This window comes from Mucilaginibacter oryzae, from assembly GCF_003148845.1.
GTDB lineage: Bacteria > Bacteroidota > Bacteroidia > Sphingobacteriales > Sphingobacteriaceae > Mucilaginibacter > Mucilaginibacter oryzae.
Genome location: NZ_QGHA01000004.1, coordinates 148,629 through 173,156, shown reverse-complemented (window position 1 = coordinate 173,156; position 24,528 = coordinate 148,629). Strand labels below are relative to the sequence as shown.

At 44.3% G+C, this 24,528-nt stretch carries 22 protein-coding genes, 1 tRNA gene and 1 riboswitch; of the genes, 11 read left to right on the top strand and 12 right to left on the bottom strand.

The features are described 5' to 3' along the window. Window positions 1-5: 5 nt before the first annotated feature. Window positions 6-2,783 (bottom strand): TonB-dependent receptor, encoded by a 2,778-nt coding sequence (locus tag LX99_RS12555; RefSeq protein ID WP_109608197.1) that lies wholly within the window; start codon window positions 2,781-2,783, stop codon window positions 6-8. Between the two features lie 266 nt (window positions 2,784-3,049). Next, window positions 3,050-4,663: a tetratricopeptide repeat protein gene (locus LX99_RS12550; RefSeq protein ID WP_109608196.1), complete on the bottom strand. Its 1,614-nt coding sequence runs from the start codon at window positions 4,661-4,663 to the stop codon at window positions 3,050-3,052. Between the two features lie 146 nt (window positions 4,664-4,809). Between LX99_RS12550 and LX99_RS12545 the strand changes: the two genes are divergently transcribed. Next, complete coding sequence (locus LX99_RS12545) at window positions 4,810-5,565, top strand: DUF2461 domain-containing protein (RefSeq protein ID WP_211319017.1); 756 nt, start codon at window positions 4,810-4,812, stop codon at window positions 5,563-5,565. Window positions 5,566-5,741: 176 nt separating this feature from the next. After that, window positions 5,742-6,956 (top strand): MFS transporter, encoded by a 1,215-nt coding sequence (locus tag LX99_RS12540; protein WP_022832609.1) that lies wholly within the window; start codon window positions 5,742-5,744, stop codon window positions 6,954-6,956. 14 nt (window positions 6,957-6,970) lie between these two features. Here LX99_RS12540 and LX99_RS12535 read toward each other — a convergent pair whose 3' ends face one another. The 5 genes from LX99_RS12535 to LX99_RS12515 form a co-directional block, all read right to left on the bottom strand. Continuing rightward, window positions 6,971-7,915, bottom strand: a complete 945-nt coding sequence (locus LX99_RS12535; protein WP_109608195.1) for a PIG-L family deacetylase — start codon at window positions 7,913-7,915, stop codon at window positions 6,971-6,973. Between the two features lie 55 nt (window positions 7,916-7,970). Further along, a tRNA-Cys gene (locus tag LX99_RS12530) sits at window positions 7,971-8,042 on the bottom strand. A gap of 42 nt (window positions 8,043-8,084) precedes the next feature. Then, window positions 8,085-9,530 (bottom strand): SusD/RagB family nutrient-binding outer membrane lipoprotein, encoded by a 1,446-nt coding sequence (locus LX99_RS12525; protein WP_109608194.1) that lies wholly within the window; start codon window positions 9,528-9,530, stop codon window positions 8,085-8,087. A 6-nt stretch (window positions 9,531-9,536) separates the two neighbouring features. After that, window positions 9,537-12,719 carry a SusC/RagA family TonB-linked outer membrane protein gene (locus LX99_RS12520; RefSeq protein WP_109608193.1) on the bottom strand — a complete coding sequence of 1,061 codons (3,183 nt, stop codon included), beginning with the start codon at window positions 12,717-12,719 and terminating at the stop codon, window positions 9,537-9,539. 382 nt (window positions 12,720-13,101) lie between these two features. After that, a complete protein-coding gene (locus LX99_RS12515) occupies window positions 13,102-13,671 on the bottom strand; it encodes a TlpA family protein disulfide reductase (protein ID WP_109608192.1) in 570 nt (189 codons plus the stop codon). A gap of 91 nt (window positions 13,672-13,762) precedes the next feature. Next, window positions 13,763-13,876: riboswitch (SAM riboswitch) on the bottom strand. Between the two features lie 212 nt (window positions 13,877-14,088). Between LX99_RS12515 and LX99_RS12510 the strand changes: the two genes are divergently transcribed. Beyond that, entirely contained in the window at window positions 14,089-14,889 is an 801-nt protein-coding gene (locus LX99_RS12510) for a DUF5995 family protein (protein ID WP_109608191.1), read from the top strand. A 36-nt stretch (window positions 14,890-14,925) separates the two neighbouring features. Here the strand turns inward: LX99_RS12510 and LX99_RS12505 are convergent, their stop codons facing one another. After that, window positions 14,926-16,065 (bottom strand): hypothetical protein, encoded by a 1,140-nt coding sequence (locus LX99_RS12505; RefSeq protein WP_109608190.1) that lies wholly within the window; start codon window positions 16,063-16,065, stop codon window positions 14,926-14,928. A 217-nt stretch (window positions 16,066-16,282) separates the two neighbouring features. Between LX99_RS12505 and LX99_RS12500 the strand changes: the two genes are divergently transcribed. The 4 genes from LX99_RS12500 to LX99_RS12485 all read left to right on the top strand — a co-directional run bounded on the left by LX99_RS12500 (window position 16,283) and on the right by LX99_RS12485 (window position 19,215). Next, the gene (locus LX99_RS12500; protein ID WP_109608189.1) at window positions 16,283-17,059 is read left to right on the top strand and encodes an SDR family NAD(P)-dependent oxidoreductase; all 777 of its coding nucleotides are present in this window, start codon (window positions 16,283-16,285) and stop codon (window positions 17,057-17,059) included. A gap of 263 nt (window positions 17,060-17,322) precedes the next feature. Further along, window positions 17,323-18,129 (top strand): phytanoyl-CoA dioxygenase family protein, encoded by an 807-nt coding sequence (locus LX99_RS12495; protein WP_109608188.1) that lies wholly within the window; start codon window positions 17,323-17,325, stop codon window positions 18,127-18,129. Between the two features lie 81 nt (window positions 18,130-18,210). Further along, window positions 18,211-18,684, top strand: coding sequence for a hypothetical protein (locus tag LX99_RS12490; protein ID WP_109608187.1), 474 nt, complete (start codon window positions 18,211-18,213; stop codon window positions 18,682-18,684). A 123-nt stretch (window positions 18,685-18,807) separates the two neighbouring features. Next, entirely contained in the window at window positions 18,808-19,215 is a 408-nt protein-coding gene (locus LX99_RS12485) for a transmembrane 220 family protein (RefSeq protein ID WP_109608186.1), read from the top strand. A 6-nt stretch (window positions 19,216-19,221) separates the two neighbouring features. On the opposite strand, the gene LX99_RS12480 is transcribed toward LX99_RS12485, so the two are convergent. Then, window positions 19,222-20,070: a transglutaminase-like domain-containing protein gene (locus tag LX99_RS12480; RefSeq protein WP_109608185.1), complete on the bottom strand. Its 849-nt coding sequence runs from the start codon at window positions 20,068-20,070 to the stop codon at window positions 19,222-19,224. A 200-nt stretch (window positions 20,071-20,270) separates the two neighbouring features. Between LX99_RS12480 and LX99_RS25645 the strand changes: the two genes are divergently transcribed. Both LX99_RS25645 and LX99_RS12475 read left to right on the top strand, forming a co-directional pair. Then, on the top strand, window positions 20,271-20,438 hold the full coding sequence (locus LX99_RS25645) for a hypothetical protein (RefSeq protein WP_170122682.1): 168 nt from the start codon (window positions 20,271-20,273) through the stop codon (window positions 20,436-20,438). A gap of 107 nt (window positions 20,439-20,545) precedes the next feature. Then, the gene (locus tag LX99_RS12475) at window positions 20,546-20,776 is read left to right on the top strand and encodes a hypothetical protein (RefSeq protein WP_109608184.1); all 231 of its coding nucleotides are present in this window, start codon (window positions 20,546-20,548) and stop codon (window positions 20,774-20,776) included. Between the two features lie 7 nt (window positions 20,777-20,783). Here LX99_RS12475 and LX99_RS12470 read toward each other — a convergent pair whose 3' ends face one another. Then, on the bottom strand, window positions 20,784-21,533 hold the full coding sequence (locus LX99_RS12470; protein WP_109608183.1) for a YdcF family protein: 750 nt from the start codon (window positions 21,531-21,533) through the stop codon (window positions 20,784-20,786). A 101-nt stretch (window positions 21,534-21,634) separates the two neighbouring features. Between LX99_RS12470 and LX99_RS12465 the strand changes: the two genes are divergently transcribed. Both LX99_RS12465 and LX99_RS12460 read left to right on the top strand, forming a co-directional pair. Continuing rightward, window positions 21,635-21,844 carry a hypothetical protein gene (locus LX99_RS12465; protein ID WP_109608182.1) on the top strand — a complete coding sequence of 70 codons (210 nt, stop codon included), beginning with the start codon at window positions 21,635-21,637 and terminating at the stop codon, window positions 21,842-21,844. 15 nt (window positions 21,845-21,859) lie between these two features. Next, complete coding sequence (locus tag LX99_RS12460; RefSeq protein ID WP_109608181.1) at window positions 21,860-22,420, top strand: arylesterase; 561 nt, start codon at window positions 21,860-21,862, stop codon at window positions 22,418-22,420. 36 nt (window positions 22,421-22,456) lie between these two features. Here the strand turns inward: LX99_RS12460 and LX99_RS12455 are convergent, their stop codons facing one another. Both LX99_RS12455 and LX99_RS12450 read right to left on the bottom strand, forming a co-directional pair. Then, window positions 22,457-22,861 carry a helix-turn-helix domain-containing protein gene (locus LX99_RS12455; protein WP_109608180.1) on the bottom strand — a complete coding sequence of 135 codons (405 nt, stop codon included), beginning with the start codon at window positions 22,859-22,861 and terminating at the stop codon, window positions 22,457-22,459. A gap of 12 nt (window positions 22,862-22,873) precedes the next feature. After that, window positions 22,874-24,508: an amidase gene (locus tag LX99_RS12450; protein WP_109608179.1), complete on the bottom strand. Its 1,635-nt coding sequence runs from the start codon at window positions 24,506-24,508 to the stop codon at window positions 22,874-22,876. Between the last annotated feature and the right edge of the window lie 20 nt (window positions 24,509-24,528).

Below are 24,528 nucleotides of genomic sequence, written 5' to 3'. Positions count from 1 at the left end.
ACTGATTAATTGAGTTTATATCGCACGCCTATCAGGTAGCTTTGACCGTAATAATCAGCGCGGATAAGAGTCTGGCCATCCTGAACAAGCTTTTCAGCAATCTTGTTATTTTCGGAGTTGGTGCCTTTAATGAATAACTTAGCAGGGGTATTAAGAATATTGTTTGCCTTTACAAAAACACTGATCCCGCCTTTAAACCTCTTCTCGGCCGAGGCATCCATCTGGATAAAGCCTTTTTGCCATAAGTCGTTGTTCAGGAACTGCGATACCGTGTTGATACGCGGACCGGTGTAAGCCCCGGCTACCTGCGCGTCCCAACCTTTTTTAGTGTCTTTATACAATAATGCCAGGTTGGCAATGTGCGCCGACTGACCATACAAAGGTCTTGACTGATCAACCAGGTAAGCCTCAATATCGCCGGTTGTTGAGTTGATCCTTCTTGCGGTTTTTGGGGTAGTAATGCGTGAGTGGGTGTAAGTATAGTTGGCCCTGATACCAATTTTATTGAAAAACCTGGTATAATCAACCTCCGCACCGTAGTTTTTGGCGGTACCAAAGTTACCCGGACTGTAGTAAACATCCTGCCCCCTTACGGCATCTGGCTGGAAGGTATACTCGATAGGGTTATTGATCCTTTTGTAAAATACGCCGGCCAATAATTGCTCAGAAGCACCGGGGAACAACTCATAACGCAAATCGTAGTTATCGGCAATGGCTCGTTTCAGGTTAGGGTTGCCACGCTCCTGGTACTCTTCGTTAACAACTTTACTTGGCACAATTTCATAAAAACCCGGACGGTTTACTGCTTTATAGTACGATGCGTGTAATTGTGATTTGGCATCTAAATGATATTTAACAATAGCGCTTGGCAATACATCGGTATAAATCTGGCTGCCAGTAGGTTTTGATTCGCCTGCCGGGAATAACAGGTTATAACCCTGGTTAGTATGCTCAATACGTACACCACCGGTTAGTTCCAGTTTTTCGGAATTGTATTTGAACATACCATAACCCGCGCTTGTTTTTTCAGAAGCGTCGTACGTAAGCGGGTTGGCCACCGCGCCGGTTGGATTGGTTACAACCAGGTTAAGGTCGGTATAGTTTTGAAAATCTGTGCCGTATTGGTCACCTGCATGGGCAGCGGGCTGGGCAAGGGTGTAGTTATTGAAAAAGCTGCTGCGTTGTTTATCGCGGTATAAACCACCAACCATTACATCAAGCTTTTTGTCCCCTCTGAAAATATTGTAGGTAAGATCCAGATAACCAGCCTTATCCTCGTCGGTGTTACGCTCCCAGCGGCGTTGTACCGGCGAAGTGTTTACCAGCGAGGTGCGCTTATCCTGGAAGTTTTGCTCTATACCGTTTACGCTGATGGTAGTGTTATCTGGTACATCATTTTTAGCTGATGAATACACTGCCGACCATTGTACTTTAAATTTGCTATCGAAAAAGCTGTGATCGCCATGCAAAGTACTGTTATAAATCTGCTGTTCGGTTAAGCGGCTACGGGTAGTATAAGTTAACTCAGCGTTACCGGCCGACGGATTATACACCCCATTGTATGAAGTGCTTAACCCATCGCGCAATTGCTGGTTAATTAAGTTAACATACACATTGTAAAGGCTGATCTTGTTGTTTTTATCAAACACATAATCAACTTTGCCATGCAAACCTAAACGTTTTTGCTGCTCAGAATACTGGCGGTAATCTTTACTGGTGATAACGGCGTACTGATCGGTACCGGTTACCGACGAGTTATAAAAAGTACTGTTGCTGCCGCGGTAAGTATTTTGATAACTTCCGGCTACAATAATACCCAGTTTGTTGTTTAAAAACCGCTGACCGATTGAAAGGCTACCGATCAGGTTAGGAGCAGGTTTTTTGGAGGTATAATCTAAAGTACCTTTGGCAAAATCGGCCTGGGTTGCGTTGTAGTTACGGCCATGTAACTCGTAGGGCGATTTGTGGTTAATGCCGGAAGCGTCAAAACTTGTAAAATTGCGATCAAAAAACAACTGGCTGTAGCCGGTGGCAATGTTAGCGTTGATCTGCAAGCGCTCTGGCGCGTTTTTCATCACCATGTTTACAGCACCACCAATAGCATCGCCTTCCAGGTTAGGGGTAAGGGTTTTGTAAACTTCCAAACGTTCTAAAAGGTCGGAAGGGAAAAGGTCGAGTGGTACGTAACGATATTTGTTATCGGGGCTTGGAATTTTAACGCCGTTTACCAAAGTATAGTTATAGCGTTTATCCATACCGCGTAAAATAGCATACTGGCCATCGCCATTGCTGTTACGCTCGATAGATACGCCGGATACACGCTGCATTACGTTGGCTACCGTTAAATCGGGCGATACTTCGATGGCTTTGCCCGATACGATATTCATAATCTGTACCGCGTTTTGCTCAATACGGCGGGCTTCCCTATCGGTAGACCCTCCTGCCGATGCTCGTACAGTAACCTCTGTGATATCTTTAGAGGCAGCCTCCATATAAATTTTTAAATGAGGGTTATCCTCTTTCAAAACATTAATTTGCTGGGTAACGGTTTTATAGGTGATGTAAGTTACCCGGATAGTGGCCGACCCGGTTGGTACGTCCTTCAGTTCGAACGAACCGTCGAGGCCGGTAACAGTTGCTTTGTTGGTTTGCTCTAAAACAACTGTCGCGCCAACAAGGGCCTCGCCCGTTTGCTTGTCATAAACATGACCTTTAATTTTTGCAGCGCTGGCTACCGAGGCGCAGAACAGCATCGGTAGCAGGATTTGTAAAAGTTTATTCATTGTATTACGATAACGTCCTTGATTTTGATTGACGATGCAAAGTTGTGTAACTGTCTTAATTGGAATGAAACTTAGGCTGTTACATTAAAGCAACAGCGTTACCAGGTGCGTATATCAAAAAGAAACAAAAACAAACAAAAAACTGATTTTCAAAACATTATATCATTTAAAAACCTCCGTTATCGTTTAGTTACCGTTACATTAACAAATTGTTAACCATATTTTTGACCTAAAAACAGCCAAAAAAAACGTTTTATGTAACGCTATTATAAAGCCTGTATAAAGGCGGTAAGGTTATCGCCCTGCGGTATATTGAGCTTTTTGCGCAGCCGGTAGCGAGATACCCGCAGGCTATCCGGCGAAATACCGAGCAAAGTGGCGATATCGTTCGAGTTGAGGTTGATGCGCATCAGCGCGATGAGCCGCATATCGGCAGAAGTGAGTTCGTTGCTGTATTTACGGATATTATCAAAAAATTGCTGGTGTACCTGCTCAAAGGCTGTAGTAAATTCTTTCCAGTATTGTTCGTGGTTAAAGCTGTCGTTAATCTGCGCTATCAGTTGCTGCATTTGCTTTTTCTGGTCGCGCTTATCGTCTTTTACCATCGCGTGGAGGCTACTGCGCAGATGCTCCAAAAACTGGTTATTTTTAATCAGGTTCAACGTGTGGGTTGATAGTTCCTTACTTTTTATTTCGAGCTGCTGCTTCAGGTTTTCTTCTTCCAGTTGCTTGTTTTTTAATTGCATCTGTACCAGTTCATGCTCGGCTTCCTTTTGCCTGGCCAGCGTTTGCTGCTCCTTAATTTTAAACCGTTGCCGGCTAAAGATCACCAGGCTCAGGATGATGATCAATACCGCCACAATTACCCCGGCAATGGCTATTACCTGGTTTAACTTACGTACGCTGTTCAGCCGATTGATCTCATCGCTTTTTTTATTCATATCATACAGTACCTGTAAAAAAGCGGTTTGATTTACGCCATCCTTCGAGTAAACTTCGAGCGAATATTTTCTGCTGAGTTCGGCATAGTGATAGGCGCTATCCATCTGGTTCATCAGTTCGTACACCTTACCCAGATCTTTGCTGCACGATGCCAGTTGATAAATATTACCCGTTTGCCGGGCAAGTTCCATAGCCCGGCGCGATTGCACAATGCTTTCCTTATACTTCCCCGTTTTACGAAGTATGTCGCCCAGGTTATTGATTACTTCTATTGATCCTATTTCGTTGTGATCTTCTTTATACAACTCCAACGAGCGATTAAAGCTTACATACGCCGAATCGTATTTTGCCAGGTCTTCATATACACTGCCCAGGTTTTCGTATATCTTTGCAGCGCCCTGCCTGTAATTTGCCTGCTTATAACATTTTAGCGCCAGGTTCTGGTAATAAAACGAGCTGTCGTATTGGTGGCTTTTTTCGTACAGGTGCCCGATGTTGCCCAAAATAGCGGCCTGCCCTTTCAGGTTATTATTCTTTTTGTAGATGGCCAGCGCTTTATTATACATCTGTCGCGATTTGCCTACCTGCTTGTTGTAGTAATATAAAACGCCCATTTCGCCCATGTTAGCGGCCAGCAGGTTTTGATTGTTAATCTTGTTAAAAACCTTATCGGCATGCAGGTAAAACTCCAAGGCCTGCGCGTAATGACCCTGGTTAAAGCAAATTTCGCCCATTTGCTGCAGGCACATCCCTTCGGCTGCACCGTCGTTTTTATCAACAGCGCGGGCATAGATTTTTTTTAAAATGATCAGTGCCGAATCAGGATGTTTTTGGCTAAGGGAATGGATAGAGAGGAGTTTGTCGTCTTCGGCGCGGGCGGTTAAACCCGGTAATACGATGCCAAAAACCGCGATGAGGAAACAAAAACGTTTAAACATTTGCTAATCAGCTGATTTAATAAGCGGATAATCAGCAAATGAACGGCTTTAATGTTAATTTAATATTAACAAAACCCAACAATCAATCTATGTTAATCGCATCAAAATCATCAATTCAACTGATCAGCAATTTGTAACTTTTAAAAATGCAACGAAACATCCCTGCTGTTCGTGATATATTTGCAGGCATCCGCCAATTATTTACCATGACAAACATCCAGGCCCGCATTTATCCATCTAACCTGCACTTCCTGCAACAGTTGAAAGAGCACAACGAACGTAACTGGTTTAACGCCAACAAAAACACTTACCTGAAAGAGCTTGCCGATATTGAACTATTTGCAGGGGAATTGCTGAAACTGATGAACACCCATGATGTTATAGAAACTCCATCGGGCAAAAAGAGCCTGCACCGCATTTACCGCGATACGCGTTTCAGCCTTGATAAAACTCCTTTTAAAACCAATTGGAGCGGCGGCTTTAAACGTGCCGGTAAAACCCGCAGGGGTGGTTATTATTTTCACATTGAACCGGGCAACAGTTTTGTAGGCGGCGGTTTCTGGGGGCCCAATGCCGATGACCTGAAAAGGATCAGGGAAGAAATTGCTTATGATGCCGGTCGTTTAAGAGAAATACTGAACAGCCAGCTATTCATAACTAACTTCGGAGCGTTAGAAGGCGAACAACTTAAAACTACCCCAAAAGGCTTCAACGCAGATAATGACGCCCTTAATCTGCTCCGTTACAAACAATTTCTGCTCAGAAAGCCATTCAGCGACGAAGAAGTAGTAAGCGGCGATTTTTTATTTAAGATGAATGAAGCATTCAAGGCTATGCGGCCGTTTTTTGATTATATGAGTGAGGTGCTGAGTACGGATATCAACGGCATTGAGATCATCTGAAAGTCAGCAGGGCCATCATTTATAACTTTTAAGTAAAAACGCGCCAGCCTTGCCATTTTAGTAAAGTTTCAGTCTGTTCATTGCTTAACTTCGCGCTATTATCGGCCGGGGCGTCGATGTGATCAAATCTATCCACACCCTTGTAAAGGCCGTTAAACGCTATAACAATTGGTGCGATGTTAAAAGAAAAAAATCAAAAAATTGCCACCTTGCTGGCATTTTCCCTTATACCATTATCGGGCTTTGCCACTGATATATACATACCCTCATTACCCAGCATGGGGCTCAGCATGCATGCGGGCAGCCTGCAGGTACAAATGACGTTAACCTTCTTCCTGATCAGCTACGGCATATCACAGCTTTTCATCGGGAGTATCCTGGATAGTTTTGGCCGTTACCGTTTTAGCCTGGTGGCTTTGCTGGTATTTGCCGCTGCCAGTTTTATTATAGCTTTAACGCATAATGTTTATGTAGTGTACCTGATGCGTATTATCCACGGCATTACCGTTGCGCTCATCGTGGTATCAAAAAGAGCGTTTTTTGTGGATGTTTATAAAGATAAACAGCTAAAACATTACCTCAGCCTGTTCACCATTATCTGGTCGGCCGGGCCAATTGTGGCGCCTTTTTTGGGTGGCTACCTGGAAAGCGCCTTAGGCTGGCAGTATAATTTTTACTTTTTAGGAGGTATGGCATTGGTAATAGCCCTGCTTGAATTTATTTTTAGCGGCGAAACATTAAAAAAACCGGCAGAATTTCATCTCAAAAAGATAACAGGCGTTTATGCTGACATGATCCGCGCAACCGATTTTACGTTGGGCTTATTGATGTTGTGTTTCGCTTATTCGATGGTGATGGTCTATAACATGACCGGGCCATATATTATTGAGCACCAGTTGCGCCTTACCCCGGTTACAGCAGGCTATTGTTCGCTGATATTGGGCTTGGCCTGGATGATTGGCGGCTTCATCGGCAAAGCCACTATCGACCGCCCCTTTTTCAAAAAAATGGCCACTAATATTACCCTGCAACTGTTATTGGTAAGCATCATGATCATCAGCCTGAAATTTATAACCGGGTTGTACGCTATGGTCACCTTCGCGTTCCTGATCCACGTTTGCGCGGGCTACACCTACAATAATTACTTTACTTACAGCATGAGCAGGTTCCCTAAAAACGCTGGTATTGCAGGCGGTTTAACAGGCGGCGGCGTTTACGTGCTGCTATCGTTTTTAACCTATGGTATCGTTTACCTCATACCGGCACGTGATGAACGGAACCTGAGCTACAGCTATATGATCCTGATCGTGTTATCGGCCATCGGTATGTACTTTATCCATCGTTTAAATAAAAAGCAGGAAGCCAAAGTATCCTCATTAGCGGCAGCTTAAGCAAATATCGCCTGTTAAAACTTGGTGTAAACAGACTTTGCTTCCGGGTAGGTTTTAACAGGATAGGGAGTTATACTAAGCTTATTAAAAAAGTCGGCAGTTTTTTGAATATTGGCTTTATCATTCACAGCAAAATACCAAAACTGCTCACGGTCGCCATCGTTCATGCCCATCTGTGCAAAACCCTGCGATTTATGTTCGGCAATTTCCCAGTTGGCTATCACTTTGTAGTTTAAACGGTTTTTATAGCTGAATGAGGCCGTGCGGTCAACCCTGAATAAAGCGGTATCTGCTATGGTTTGTGTTTCCGGATAACCTTTATAAAATGCAAACCTGCTTACCAGATCGGTTTTGTTGGCGGTAGCTGCCCCTAAAATCACCGGCCGGTTTTGCGGCGGCAAGGCTTGCACTGCATCCAAAGCTAATATTGCGGCAGCCTTATGCCCGCCGTGGGTACCGTTAACAGGCAGCAATACAAATAGGTAATCATAACGACCGGCTGTTAATACCTCTTTCAGGCGCTTTTTCACTGCAGGAACATGCCAGCTGGTATCCAGGGCTTCTTTTTCATCAAGGGTAAAATGGGCATCCAGCTGATCCATAAAGTAGCATTTATTAACGCCCAGTATTTTACCGGCACCGGCCAGCTCTTTTTTACGGATGCGGGGCAGGTTTGCCCGGCCAACCGGTTCATCTGTAAGTTTTACACCGTAATAATCCTCGGCAAGCGTTGAGTACTTGTAGCCCGCTTCTCCGTTGGTAATCACAAACAAATCAACAATGCCATGCTGCTCTTTAGCTATTTTGTATAGCGTTACCGAAAAAGTGCTTTCATCATCCGGGTGCGCTATTACCACCAATGCACGTGGGGGCGGCGTAGTTATCTGCGCCCTGGAACCGGCAACACCCAGGCAAATCGCCATTATAGATAATAAGATGCGCTTTTTCACGCTGATCATATGTTATAGTCAATTAAATTTTAGCTTTTTGCCTTCCGCTTTAAGCTTAAACAAGAGGCGTGAGGACGGATTCGAACCGTCGTAAAAGGTTTTGCAGACCCCTACCTAACCACTCGGCCACTCCGCCTTATTTGGCGGCTACAGCTTTGAACCATAGCCGCCGTTTATTTTAGTTTACGTCAAACCACAATTTGGTGGTTAATGCGTCCGCGCCCTGGCTGGCTACGGCCGCGTTATAGCTAGTTTTATTAAGAGTTTGCTCGCTTCCCGGATAAATAAACCGAACCGGTAGTTTACCATTTAAAGTAGCCGCCGGGCCAGGCTGCAGCACCGGGTAATCAAGCCTGCGCCATTCTGTCCATCCTTCAAGGCCCTGCCCAAATAAGGCGATCCATTTTTGTTCGCCAATTGATTTTTTGTAGTTTGATGCATCGTACTGCACAGCCGGTTGCGCCAGGTAAGTAGCTATATCCGTTGCGCTTACACCATACTGAAGCAATGCTGCGGTAACAGCTTGCTGATACAATGAAGCGGCATCTTCAGTAGTGAACCCGCGGGCAGCCGCTTCGGCCCTGTCAAACAAACTTTCGGCGTAGCTTAATATCACAGCCGGGGCATTAGCGCCTCTGAAATAGGTACCCGGTTTTGAGGTTTTTGTGAAACCATAACCACTTGCATCTCCTACCAATAAACCATTAGGCAGGCCCACATAATTTTGAGGCGTCGCATCCTGCGTTTTGGAGGCGTATATAGGTAAACGCGGGTCATTCAGGGCAAACAGTTTATCAACTATGGTTTTACTGATGCGGTAGTCATCGCGGGTATCAAACAAATTGCTTACCGGGTTTTGATTGGGTGAGTTCACATAAACAAACTGCGCCGTTTCGGCATTAGCGCTAATGTAACCGCTGCCGTCTGTCTTGATATCATCCAATACCTGTTTTGCTTTAGCTGGTTCCCTATCGGCAATGCGTAAAGCGATACGGAGCCTTAAGGAGTTAGCAAATTTTTTCCATAGCGCGATGTTACCGGCAGCTTTACCGTATATCACATCGCCGCCGATAGCCTTGCCCGATGGGTTAAGCGCGGCTTGCGCGGCCTTTAAATCATCTAACAATGCAAAATAAACATCCTTTTGGCTATCATAAGCCGGAGTAAGATATTGATCAATATTTACCGATTGCTTGTAAGGGATATTGCCGTAAGCTTCGGTTAATAAGCTAAAAACCCATGATCGTAACACCAACGCTACACCTTTGTAATTTGAATTTCCCTGCGCGTCGGCAAGTTTAATGATCTCGTTAAAATTTCCTATTCCTTTGGTATAGCCTGTAGTCCACAGTTCCTCAAAAGCGCTACTTGCATAAATATAGCGGTCGGGATCGGTGTACTGTATTTTCGACCAGTATTGCGCAAAAAGCAAACTGGCATCCATGTTATTGGCTACTCCCCAATAAGTATCGGCAGTTGCCTTGGTGGCCGCGGTTAAAAGGTAATCGGGCTGTGCAACCTCCGATCCGTTGGGGTTTTGATTAATCCTGGAAAGTTCCTTTTTGCACGATGCAACAGATAATAAAGCCGCGCCGGATAGTATAGTGATGTATTTAAATTTCATGATATTTTAAAATTTAAGGTTTACGTTAAAACCAATGTTACGTACCGTTGGCAGGGTCAAATCTTCCAAACCTTGCCCGTTGCCCGAGTTGAAAGCGGTTTCGGGATCGATGTTAGGCGCATTTTTATGGATAATCCACAGGTTGCGACCGACTACCGAGAAGGTAGCACCCTGGAAACCTATTTTATTGATCCATTTGGCTGGCAGGCTGTAGCCTAATTTCACCTCGCGCAGTTTGATGTATGAGGCATCATAAACAAAGGCCTCATCAACATTGGTAAACCCTTTATAGTATGATTGTGCAGGCAGTATGGTAGTGTTTGGTGAACCGTCGGCTTTAACACCTTTAAATATCATACCATCATGATAAACAGTTTCTCCGTTAGGTGCGGCACCTGTTACCTGTACCGCGGCAGCAGATGTATTGTTGCCCGGATAATAATAGCTTAAGCCCCCGTTGGCAGCGCCGCGACCCGGCAAGGTAGAGGCCAGTACACCGGTATAGGTGCCGGTACGGTTGGTATTGGAATAAATCGATCCGCCAAAACGTGCATCAACCAAAAAGCTTAGGTTAAAGCCTTTATACGTGAAACTATTGTTGATGCTTCCCTGCCATTTAGGGGTGTATTTGCCAAGGTATTGTTTGGTAGGGTTGATAACCGGGGTTCCGTTAGCACCGATAATGATCTGGCCCTGGGCATTACGCTGATAGGCGTTGCCGTAAAGTGTGCCGTAAGGCTGGCCCAGTGCTGCCAGTACCTGTACGGTACGGTCAGTACCCAAAACAATGCTTTGCAGGCGCCCGTCGGCATCAAGCGAAACCACCTTACTGCGGTTTAACGAATAATTGGTGGTAATATCCCAGGTAAAGCCTTTTGACTTAATTGGTGTGATACCCAGTTGTACCTCTAAACCTTTGTTGTTGATGCGGCCGCCGTTAATTACTTTTTGGCTAAAACCTGTAGTTGGGCTTACATCTACCGTGAGGATCTGGTTTGTACTATTGGTATTATAGGCGCTCACATCGAGATGCAGCCGGTCGTGAAAAAAGCCCAGCTCAAAACCAGCCTCTGCCGATGTTGTGGTTTCGGGCTTCAATTTGTCATTCAAATCGATAGTTGGCGAGCTCTGTTGCGGATTTGAACCAAAAAGTGTTGAAGAGATATAAGCATTGTTTAGCTGGTACGGATCGGTAGCCTTACCCACTTTACTCCAACCGCCGCGCAGTTTGGCGTAGGTAAGTATATCGCTCTTAATGTCTAAAGCCTCCGATAGCACCAGGCTACCGTTTACTGAAGGATAAAAGTATGATAGGTTATCTGCCGGCAAAGACGACGACCAATCGTTACGAGCGGTAACGTTCACAAAGGCGTAGTTGCGGAAACCTACCTGCGCCGAGCCGAACAGGCTGTAAGTTTTTAGTTTGGAATAATAGTTTGATGATACCAGCGGATCGCGGGAGTTGCTCAAGGTATATAAGCCGGCAACGGCAAGCTTTGGCGCTACCTGGTCGTTTTGCTCAAAAGTACGCACAGCAATATTGCCACCGCCAAAAACATCGAGCGAAAAATCGTTGCTCAGCTTTTTGGTGTATTGCAACCTGCCCTCGGTATTATTTTCGTTTACGCTGTAGGCATCTTCCTCGTACGAGCCAAAGGGTGTACCGTTGGTGCCGTAAGCTACTTTAATTTTGCGGCGATCGTTATAGTAATCGGTACCGGTACGGAAGTTTGCCGACAGGCCATCGATAATTTTGTAGTTTAACTCCACGCTGCCTATCAGGTGGTTTTTGTGCTGGCCTACCGTGTTTTCATACGCAAGCCAGTAAGGGTTGCTGTAGTAACTATTGTTCCAGTTAAAAGTGTTACCATTGGCATCTTTATAATTTTTTAACCGGCTGATATCAACCTGGCGGCCAAACCAGGTAAACTGCAGCATGGTGCTCGTAGCGCGTTTACCATAAGTGCCAGGCAAATTATCGGCATCATCCTTACTGTAATTAACAATGGTATTGACAGTTAATTTTGAGTTGACACGGTAGCTTGAATTTAAAGCGAACGAGTTGCGCCCCTGCGAAGTATTTGGCACAATACCGGTTTGGTGCAGGTTATTGTATGAAAGCCTGAAATCGCTTTTGTCATTACTGCCTGCTATGGCTATGCCGTTGTTAAGGGTAACACCGGTGCTGAAAAAATCGCGTACGTTATTGGGGTGTGCCACAAAGGGAACAGCCTGCCCGTTTGAATAAAACTGCGGGATGAGCGAACCATCTAAGGCAGGTCCCCAGCTCTCATCAACTCCATCGTTAACGCCGCCACCCTTGCCATCCACATAGCTGAATTTTCCGTTTGATCCCTGGCCATACTGGTTCTGATAATCGGGCAATATTTGCACGTTAGAAAAGCTGGTGTTGGAGTTGATCGTGATTCCGAGGCCCTTTGCGCCTTTACCTGTTTTTGTACGGATAAGAATAACACCCGCTGCCGCGCGCGAGCCGTAAAGCGCCGCGGCATTTGGCCCTTTTAACACACTTACCGATTCGATATCTTCCGAATTGAGATCAGAAATGGCATTGGCAAAATCTCTTGAGCCGCCGCTACCTAAAAACTGGCTGTTATCAACAATAACCCCATCAACCACAAACAAGGGCCGGTTGTTACCTGATATGGATGTTTCGCCGCGGATAACGATACGCGACGATCCCATATCGCCCTGGCTGTTGGTAACCTGTACACCGGCAACTTTACCGGCAAGGGCGTTAACAAAATTGGTTTCCTTGGCTTCAGAAATATCCTTTGATTTTAATCCCTGAACCGAATAACCCAGTGATTTTTTATCCTTCGAGATGTTCAGCGCCGTAACCACAACCTCGTTAAGGGAGTTGGCCTGTTCAACCAATACCACATTAAGCGAGGTTGTACCGGCTGTTACCGCGATTTCCTGCGTGGTATAACCTATATAGGCCACCCTGAGCACATCATTAACATTGGCGGTAATAACAAACTTTCCATTTACATCGGTTTGCCCGCCGGTATTTTTTCCTTTAACCGATACACTTACGCCCGGCAATGGCAGGCCGTCGGCTTTGGCGGTTATCACCCCGCTTATTTTAACAGATTGCGCCGCAACCGTTTGGATGAGAATAAACGGCAATAAAACTGCCAGTAATACTTTGTAAATTTTTAACATGATGTCAAAATAATTGTGATTGATTTTTAATGTCGATACAAGCTTGAACAGGGCATAGCAATGGCTAACACAGGGGTTATTTAACCCTGCCCAAAAGCTGTAAACCGTAATTTTTAACTGATTGCCAGGCTGATAATACGCCTTTAAGCCAATAAGGCTTAAACGTTTGCTGCCTGCTGTAGGAGGATCAACAGCAACAGCGCATACTTAAAAGAGGGGTTGTGCAGGCAAACTGCAATGATGAATTGGAGGCAGGAACCAGGCCGCTTTGTGTTACGGGGTTAATGGTTTTGTTCATGACGATAGTAATAATTATATATGCTGATAGATTTGTGCTTTTTTAAATGGCGACCGGACAGGCCGGCCACCATAGTTTATAGTTTTAGTTTAGTGATGCGGTTTTACTGTTTACCAGGGCATCAACGGCTTTCAGCATCGATGCAAATTCCTGCTTATCATACAGGCGGGTGAGGTAAACTATTTTGCCATCCCTGTCAATGACCACGTTGCGGGTTACGCCGCTTTTTTTATTGGCAAAACGCCCGAAAATATCGGCGCCGGGATCAAGCGCCAGCGGATAGCTGATGTTCATTTGTTGCTGGAAACCTTTCACTTTCTCCAGCGGTTCATCGCGGTCAACGCCTATTAATACCAGGCCCTTATCTTTATAAGGCTGCCATACGTCGCTTTCCAGATGGGGCATTTCTTCGCGGCATACGCTGCACCAGCTTGCCGTAAATTGCAATATCACCACTTTGCCGCGCAATTGCTGCAGCGATGTTTTGGTGCCATCGGTTAAAGCCAGCTCAAAATCGGCAGGGGCCGTATCGCCAACTTTTACAATGTACCCCTTGTTGGCATCGGCGGGGTTAGCAACTGTTTTTGTCTGGGCCGATGCGAACGCGGCAACTGCAACCAAAGAAAAAGTAAAAAGCAGATGTTTAGTATTCATTGTTATACATATTAACCTCAACACTTAATTACCAGGAAAAACAGAGAAGAAAAGGAAGATGCACGGTATGTAAATCATGCACTATTTACTTTTATTATCTTCTCTGCCATGTAAACGGCAGACAGGAATTAGCACCTTTATAACAATGGGCTTACAGGTTGCTAAGACATCACAGGGCCTTTCCCTCAGTCTTTCTTGATAATTAAAATATTAAAGAACCATTTGATGATGCAAATGTAAACAAATAATCTACTATTTACATAGATATTATAGATTTAATTATATTTTTCTTCAAATGACATTCTGATTACTGAAAAGCCTATTGCAGATTTAATTATTTAAACATCGCGCAGCTTGTGACACAATTTATATTTAGTTATTTTACAGCGCCTTAACTAACCAATTAAACCCTACCTTATGCAGGCAAAAACCATTGACGAAGTAATAACAGCCTTACAGGCGATTATTGACGATAGCAAGAAAAACAACAGCCGCCTCGGCTACTTTGCCGTATTATACTACAAAGTAACCGCCAGCGTGCGCGATGGCATCAGGAACGGCCAGTTCCAAAACGGGCCGCGAATGGAGCAACTCGATGTGATCTTCGCCAACCGTTACCTCGAGGCTTACACTCAATGGCAGCAAGGCGCCGAACCATCCTACAGCTGGAAACTGGCTTTCGAAATGACCAAAAAATCATCGGTTTTAATTTTACAGCACCTGCTGCTGGGTATGAATGCCCACATTAATCTTGACCTGGGCATAGCCGCCGTTGAAGTTTCGGGCGATAAGCCCTTGCAGGAACTGCATAATGATTTTAACATGATCAATACCATTATATCCTCACTAACCTACCAGGTATTGAGCGAAATTGACCGGTCATCGCCCCTGCTTTCGTTGTTAGGCCTGCACGCGGGCAACAGTAATTCGGTACTCATTCAATTCAGCATTGATAACGCCCGCGATGGGGCATGGTGCTTTGCCGAAGAGCTTTATGCCAAAACCGTTGCCGAAAGGCCGACAGAGATCAAAACCCGCGACCAGAACGTTTTGGCCATAGGCAAAAGCCTGGTTAACCAAACCGGCTTCCTGAAGTTTACCGTTTGGCTTATTCATTTATTTGAATGGAAAAACCCGCTAAAAGTGATTGAATTACTACAGGAAAATCAAAAGAAATATTTTAGCGTGAATGATCAAATGGAGGTAAAGGCATCATGAGTTGATTGACGGAAGGTATGATCTAAACGGAACCGCTTACTTAACAGCCTCATCATAATTGATGAACAGATCGTCGTTATCATCATCATAAACCGCGCCCGCTATAATGCTTTGCCCGGTAATTCCGGGGTTATTACCACTCCCCAACGGCCACGAACCTTTAGAATTGGTAACACCAAACCCCGCGAACGAGGCCGCCTGCAAGGCAAAATCAGTACAGTTATTTTTGGATAAGTGATATTCCAAGCCTTCGTAACGTTGGGTTAATTTCAGGATGCGTTGAAATTTCCGTTCAGAGATAAACTTACCCATCACCTCGTCCCAGTGATGGTCCGAATCATTTTTAAAGCCGCCGGTAGTTTCCGGTTCCCAGGGGGTGGCCGAAAATATATTATCCTTTACGGGATAAAACCCGAATGAAACGGAAACCGAAGTTGAATCGGTATTGTATTTGATGAGGGTGATAAAAGTATGCCCCGTATTAGCCCTCACAAATACCGTTGGCTTGCCTGGTTTGGGTTGCTTAACATGAAACAACAAGGCATAGGCAGCGGCTTTTTTACCATCATTAAATGTATTGAGGATACGGTTATAAGTAATGGATTTGCTTTTCTTTTCCTTCTTCTCCTTAAGCTGTACAGGGCTGTTTACAAATACGGAGTCGTCGACCGCGTTGATGGTTAGCGCAAATCGGTTAAACCCTAAACCGGTTTGAGCCGCCATTACCGAATCGGGCTTATGTTGTGCCTTCTGCTTATAACCCATCGTTTTAAAAAAACACTTCATGGCCAAAGGATACAACCGCAGCTTAGCGAACAGACCGGCAAGTTTATAATAGCCCTGCGCTTTTGCCTGGTTGTAGGCAAGCTCATCGCTATTGTTATCGCTTAAATCCTTCAAATACTCCAGTAATTTCTCACGACCGACACGGGTATCCAGCTGGCTTTCTATGTTACTTTCAAAGCTTGATATGCTTTCGGCGCTTAGTTTTTTATCAGTTTTGGGGGAAGTGATGGCGGCGGTGTAATTATCATCGATAATACGCAGTAGTGTATCGGGCAGCTTATTTTTGATCTTTAGCGAAGCCGATAGCTGTGCGGAGCCTGTAGAGGCAAAGAAAATAAAACCTACTATGGTATATGCAGTAAATTGATACTTTATGTTAAAGGTTTTCATGGTAAAATTTTTAAACTGTTATTGTTGTATGATAGAGCTTAACGCGCTTATTTATCAGCATCGGCAACAACAACACCCTGGCGGGCTACAGCTTAAAAGTTGAAAACGGAGCATTATGTTTTGTTATATCGCTACAAACGTAAAAACAATTTAAATAGTCTACAATATTAGTAGATTATTTTTATTTAAACTTGCAACTCGTTAATATCTGAAACCGATGGAAGGATACGCTTTAATAACCGGCGCAGGCAAAGGCATAGGCCGGGCCATGGCATTACAACTTGCGCAAAAAGGTTATAATTTATTGCTGGTTTCCCGCTCAGAAACCGACCTGCGTGACCTGGCCCGGCAACTGCTTGCCGAATATAAAATTAAGGTTGAATACCTCGCCGCCGATCTTTCGCTTGATAACGCGGCTTCAACAGTATACAACCGGGCTGCTCAACTCGCCGTTCCGGTATCCATTTTAATTAATAATGCCGGTCATGGCCTTTGGGGCGATTTTGAACAACTGGATCTTCAAGCGCAAACCGGTATGATGCAGGTGAACATGAACGCGCTTATTGAACTTTCGCACCTTTTTATACCCTTGTTAAAAACACAGAAGCAGGCTTATATCCTCAATGTAGCCAGTACTGCGGCTTACCAGGCTGTGCCAACACTGGCTGTTTACGCTGCCACCAAGGCTTTTGTATTGTCATTCAGCAGGGCGTTACGGTTAGAGTTAAAAGACACATCGGTATCAGTAAGCTGCTTAAGCCCCGGTCCTACCGATACCGGTTTTATCAAACGCGCGGGCATGGAGGCTGTTGCGGATCTGGCGGCAAAATTTAACATGGATGCCGGAGAAGTAGCCGGAACCGCGTTGAAAGGCATGTTTCACAAAAAAGCGGAAATAATACCAGGCCTGTTAAACGTGTTTTCGGCATTTGGCGCACGGCATATTCCCAAAGCATTTGTTGAGCGTATAGCGGCTAATCTGTACAAGCGCTAAAAAATATTTTTAGAAAAATTTGGTGCGATTAACATTTTCTTTACATTTGTATTAATCTACTAAAAAGATAGATTTAATATACATTGAACAATTACCACCACATATCGCTTGCATCCCGAATGCGAATGCCTTTGTTAACAAGGGAGATGTGTAGCTGTTGTTGTTAATTTCCACTTTCAGGACTATTGTCCTCCACTCGTCCCATGCGGGCAATCCAAAAACTTTCTTAACTCATTTTCCAGGTACTTTAATCATTCTGTTTTATGGCATCGTCATATCAAAAATTCACCTTAGGCTCAACAATCACACCCCAACAGCAAGCTTTTTTCAATCAAAACGGTTACATCCACTTTAAAAATTTCATCAAGCCCGAAACGGTAAATGATATTATCGAGGCGTCTAAAAAGGTGGAGCAAAAATGGATCAGTGAAAAAACCGAAAAAGTGAATGGCGTACCCATCAAGTACGGGAAAGACCTTGACGGAGCGCCCATAGTACAACGCTTCGCTTTTATCAACAAGCATAGCAGTACGCTTGATGAATTTTCGAAAGATCCGCGTTTTCAGATCCTGTTAAGCCTTGTTGGAGATGGCGCGAGGCTCGGCACCGATGAAAAAGACGGGATGGTTTTTAACCACTACGTAAACGGCCCTAACAGCAGCTTTACCAAAATGGGCTGGCATACCGATGGGTTGCGCGATATTTTCCACGGGCAAAAGCTGAACCCGATGCTGAATGTAGGCATCCACCTGAGCACCCTGAAGCCTGAAAACGGCGGTTTAAGGATTTTGCCTGGTACCCATAAACAAAACCTGTATCAGCTACTATTCCGTAAAAAGTATTTCCTGGATCACGATACCGATGAAAATGAGATTGCCATTACCCCCACCGCGGGCGACCTCACCATACACGATGGCCGCCTGTGGCACCGCGTAGCCCAATCATTGGTAACCGGCGAAGAAAGCCGCCGCAGGGTGATCTACATTCCCATCATCGCCGGTAAATACGAGCCCAAGCATGCCGATAGTCCGACAGCTTTTTATCAACGTTTTGCAGGTATAATAAAATAAATATGTTTAAGTAAAATATCTGTTATACTGTTAATTAAGCGCTATTTTCACTAACTTAAAGGCTCAAATTAATTTAGTAAAATGACTATATCCTGTGTTTCAAGGTATGGCAATCTGCTGATCGGGATTTTACCCGTATTGGCAGCGCTTACATCGTGCCAAAAAAACAAACAGGCTTTTCAAAGCAACTGCAACGCGGGTACTAACTACAAAAAGGTATCCTTTGCCGAACTGGTGAATCATGCAGAAAAATACCAGCATCAATATGTCGAGGTTTCAGGGAAATACAGGGAGGGATTTGAGCAGTCGGCTTTATTTAACGGCGAACTTTTTGCCGATCATTCAAACGCCAGCGCTTTATGGGTTGACTTTAGCCAGGATTGCCCCCTGTACATTCCCGGTACACAAACGGGGCTTTTTACTTACAACAGCGGGGAGTTTGTACAAATCAATAACCGCCCGGTTATCATCCGCGGCATAGTTGATGTAAAAGATAAAGGCCACCTGAACCAATACCGGGCCACTATAGATCGGGTGAGCTATATCGAACTATAAAAACAAACCAGTTAAACGGACATCGGCAGATACTTTGAAAACAGAAAAAGTAAATTATTATATTTAACCATGCTTACGCTGCTTGTAAGTCATCAAAAACCGGTTTAAACTACACTATCACTTATGAAGATCTTCAACATTGTTTGGGTTGTGCTTTTTATCATTTTTGCAGGCCTGCAATACAATGACCCCGACCCTTACTTATGGATCCCTATTTACCTGTACTGCGCCTGGTTTTGTTACCTGGCCACCAAAAAAGAGTTTTACCCTATAGGTTACGGTGTTGGTATAGTTATATTTTCGGGGTATGCTATCTATAAAGTTTTCGATAGTAACGGGCTCATCGACTGGTTTAAGTTTCATCATGCGGAAAGCCTTGTACAAACCATGAAAGCTGAAAAGCCATGGGTTGAGGAAGTACGCGAATTTTTTGGCTTAGTGATCTGTATAACGGTTTTAGGGATAAACTGGATCTATGCTGCCAGGCAGGACAGAAAATCGGCACCGTTAAAATCAACCAAAAAACGTTAAACCGGCCTACAGGTAAGTGATGCCCAAAAACTCATCTTGTTTGTAAAAAAATGGCTCGAAACAGGTGTCAGCCAGTTCGCAGCTTACCTCCATACTGTTAAACATCACATCGCCAAAAATATTCGCCACTGCCGAGTCGGCAGCGTCAAAACCTGTGGCTATTTTAACAAAACCGTTAAGAGGTACCAGTCCGGTGGCATCAAACAACACCCATTTGCCGTTTAAAAAAGCTTCAAAACAAGCATGAAAATCGGCAGGGTAAAGCTGGTAGGCGTAGCCGGTAAAATATCGTGCCGGAATAGTAAGAGCGCGGCAAAGGGCAATCCCCAGGTGTGCAAAATCGCGGCATACACCTGCCTGTTCGGTAACGGTGTTAAAGGCTGAGGTTTGCGAGTTGGTTGAACCGCTGAGGTACTGCACATTTTTGTTGATCCACCCGGTAAGCGTAAGCACCTGCTGAAAAGGATTTGAAATATGGCCAAACATGTTGTGCGCCATCCGGTACAGCTTATCCGACTCGCAATAGCGGCTTGGATTAAGGTAAGGCAACACCGAACTGTCAAGCGCCGATACATGTGTTTCAGTAGCATAGCTAAAATCATTCACCTCGTAACAATTATCAACCGTAGCCTGATAGGTGGCGCTAATGTTAGGTATATATTCGTTAACATCAAATCTTACTAACCGCTTTTCACCCTGCGGTAATTCAAACTGGTTGTAATTAATATAGGGTTCTAACCAAAATTCCTCGTTAATTACAGATTGCTTCCATGTATTAAGCGCATGAATATTGAGCACCAAAGTACCTGCGGCATGCGCCGTATATCCTAACCGGCTAAATACACTGAACTTCATAACTATTTATATCTCTTTCTGATGGCTAAGCTGTAACTGATGGCAGGTAATTAGCGGAGGTTGTTCCGCCGGTTCACATTGCTGTTTAATAATACTAAATATTCTTAAACTATTGGTTCATTTATTGATAAATCGGCAATAAAACTATGATTTGTTAATAACATTTATTTATCTTGCTTTGCCTTTTACCTTGTATAGCAATGAGTTGTAAGCCATTCCTGCTTTTATTATTCGTTATTATCATCAACACTGCCTTTGGCCAGGCGCGTAAACCGGTACCCGTTATTTTTGATACCGATATTGCAGGCGATTACGACGACGTGGGTGCTATGGCCCAGTTACACGCTTTTACAGATCAGGGTAATTGAACAATTAATGATGCACCAACCGGTTAAAAAAGCTTAAATAAACATTAAAAAAACGTCCACCGTCCGGTATGTGTAATTTTATAAAATGACAGCACCTTAGTTATATTATGAACAGGTTTATAAAAATTCAGGATTCTATTTTTGTTGAAAAGTGCATTGTTTGCGGCAGCCGCCCCGTTATTCAGCAGGCGCCCGGAGGTAAATTTATTGTGCGTTGCAAAGCCAACGCCGATCACTATAAAACCCAACCCGGCCTTATTGATATCGATGCATGGAATAAACATAACCGCAAACCCGATAACGGATCAGACAATATCAGGCACCTGAAGCGTGGCTAAACGCCTGTTAATTAAACAGGCGGGTTACTGAATAGCCAATCACTTCTTTGATATACAAACCCCAGCCCGCCAAAGCGCCGGTATTTGGCAGTAAATCATCCACGGAAATGGAAAGTTGTTTACTTGAAAAGTTACAGGGATAAGGAATTACGTCAATTCCCTGCTTTTTAAATATCATTACCGAACGGCGCATATGAAATGCCGAAGTAACCAACAAATACGGTCCCTGCAACTTTTGTTTTTGAAGCAATGCCTTTGTAAAGGCAGCGTTCTCGATTGTATTGCGCGATTTATCTTCTACCAGTAAACAACTGTCAGGCACCTTCAAATCTATATACTGCTGCCTCACCCAATCTGCCTCCCTATACCCCGACGGAATGAGCAAACCATTTCCGCCTGTTATCAAAATTTTACCAACCTGCCCGGTACGCTGTAAACGGAGCCCCTGGATAAACCTGTCTGCCGCCATATTGAAAAAGCCGCCGCCCTTACCATCATCCGAACTAAAACCGCCCAGCACAATAGCGCAGCTATACTTCTTATCAGCCAGAGCTGTAGTGTCCCGGATATCCCAGGCCGAGCTAACTATATTAATAAGCACCGAATTAGAAAAAACATACAGTAATACAATCCCCCAAATCAAAAATCTTTTCCGTTGTTTCACATTCTTTGAACATAGCGCTATTAACAAAAAAGCAAACACCCATAAAAGCAGGTTCATTAAAAACGAGAGTACTTTGGAAAATATAAAAAACATTGCCAACAGTTAGGTGCCTCAAATATAGAAGCTTTTAATAACGATAGTAACAAACTGGCATTATCATTGTCATATATCCAAACAAATAAAAAAGGAACAACATGGGCTTTATAAAAACCATTGCCATAGGCGCAGCTGTTGCTTACGGCATTAACTATTTAACAAAAAAAGGACCTGATGGTAAATCAATCATTGATAATTTGGTGGATAACGCTCCTGACTGGGCCGAACGTGCAAAAAAATATGGCGAGCTTACTTTAGAGCAAATTGCTGTTCGCGCTCAAAACATCAGGGATAATACAAGGGGATAATCATCTCCTGCACATATGCACAACATATTGTTTTTCGGCGATAGCCTTACTGCAGGCTATGGCCTTAAAGATGCAAAAAATCAATCGTTGCCGGCTCTCATCCAGCAAAAACTGCGGGATGAGGGCCTGGCTTACCATGTTATTAATGGCGGTGTAAGCGGCGATACTACATCGGGCGGGTTTTACCGGCTTGACTATTGGATCAATCGCCCTGTTTCGATTTTCGTGTTAGAATTGGGGATTAATGATCTGATCAGGGGAATGTCTCCGCAAAATACAGCTGATAACTTACAAGCTATCATTGACAGGGTAAGGCAGAAACATCCGCAGGTAAAAATAGCGCTGATGGGCATGGAAATCCCGGATTTTATCCCGGGTACATTTGCCAACCGTTTTAAAGCCATTTTCCGCGAAATCGCCGAAGCTAACGATCTTGCCTTTTTGCCGTTTTATTTACAGGGAGTGGCTGGCATTGCGCATCTTAACCTGCCTGACAGGCTACATCCGAATGCCGAAGGCTATAAAGTAATGGCCGAGCATGTTTGGCCGGTAATAAAAAAACTATTGCCTGTTTAAAACCCGCATAACAGATTTTTCTTGCACATCCGGATGCTAAACATCATAGCTTGTTTTCATTAACCATTGCTCGCGGTATTGTTTGGGCGTTATGCCCTCAAAGCGTTTAAAAAACTTGGTAAAATTTGATGGATCAAAAGTAAGCCGCGTAGCTATTTCGGCAATACTTAACTTATTTGCCTGGAGAAGGGCTTTGGCTATTTCCATAATTTTCTCTTCGAAAAAGAAACAGGGGTGCCGCCCGGTGGTTAATTTTATGGTATTACTAAGGTGTGTGGGGTGAATGTGCATTTCATCTGCAAAATCGCGGATCTCGTACATATCCTGCACCCGGTTATTCATCACGTCATCCAAATGCTTTTCTATCGCCTTTAAATAATCGGCGGTAATTTCATGCTGCCGGGCCAGGATCTTTTTGGGGATAGTGATTGTTGCTTCCATATCATCACAAAATTAACCAAACAAATCGGGCTTATACAATGGTGCTACCCGCTTGTTGGAAGCCTGCTCGTAAGCGTAACCCATTTTTATGAGCTCCCCCTCGCGGTAAGCAGTGCTGAAAAACGACAATCCTACTGGTAAGCCGTGCGCTAACCCCATAGGCACTGTAATATGCGGATAACCCGCCATAGCTGCCGGTCCCGAAAAACCAAAGCCGTTGTCATAATCTCCGTTTACCAGGTCAATGCAAACCGCGGGCCCGTTAGTGGTGCCTATAATGGCATCCAGCTTGTATTTAGCCAGCATATCATCAATAACCTTGCGTGTGCCGGCATTGGTTTGCTTAACGGCGTCAAGATACTCTTTGCTGTTTAAATCGCCTTTGGCCTGGGCCAGTTCCATGGTTTCCTGTTTAAAAAATGGCATGGCTTTGGCCTCGTTTTGTTTGTTAAAAGCTATCACATCCGCCAGCGACTTAACTTTGCTGTTGGCGCTGGCAAGGTACTGGTTAAGGCCATCTTTAAACTCATAAAGCAATACATTAAATTCATTTTTGCCGATATCCTTCATTTCGTGATAAAGTTGCACCTCTATAACTTCAGCCCCCTGTTTTTTCAGGGTTTCGATGGCATCTTTTAACAAAGCCACAACGGCAACATTACCTTCCAAAGCATTTTTTTCAACGCCAAGGCGTTTGCCCTTTAAACCGTTAATATCTAAAAACCTGGTATAATCAGCTTCAACCTTCCCTTTGCTATCCAGCGTAGCCAAATCAAGGGTATCAATACCGGTAAGCAGCCCGAGTAATATGGCCGCGTCTTTAACCGTACGGGCCATGGGGCCTGCTGTATCCTGTGTTTTTGAGATAGGGATAATACCCGACCGGCTCCATAAACCAACAGTTGGTTTAATGCCAACCAATCCGTTTACCGAAGACGGCGATACGATGGAACCATCCGTTTCTGTACCGATCCCTATCACACACAAGTTAGCTGCAACAGCAGTACCTGTTCCGGCGCTCGAGCCGCTGGGGTTCCTGTCTAAAACGTAAGGGCTTTTAGTTTGCCCTCCCCTGCTGCTCCAGGCACTGGTTGAATGTGTTGAGCGGAAGTTGGCCCATTCGCTTAAATTGGTTTTGCCTAATATTACTGCGCCGGCCTCCCGCAATTTATGCACAATAAAGGCATCCTGTTTGGCAAAATTATCGGCAAGGGCCAATGAACCTGCCGTTGTATGCATGTTATCGCCCGTGTTTATATTATCTTTAATGAGCACCGGGATACCATGCAGCGGACCACGAACTTTACCTTTTTCGCGTTCCTTATCCATCGCATCGGCCATATTCAGGGCGTCTTTATTTAATTCGATAACGGAATTAAGCATAATGCCCTTCTTATCTATCTGGTCTATGCGTTTCAGGTAAAGCTCGGTGATGAGGCGCGAGGTAAACTGTTTAGACTGCATCTTTTGCTGCAGGTCGGTAATAGTTGCTTCGCTCAACTCAAATATATCACCCTTGGCATTGGCGGTAGCTGTACTATCTGAACCCTGATTTTCTGCCGATGGTTGGGCACAGGATGCGGCTACGAGAGTTGACAAAGTTAAGCCGGCCACCGAACCCGTTTTCAGGAAATTTCTTCTATCCATAAACGTTTAAAATAAAAGGC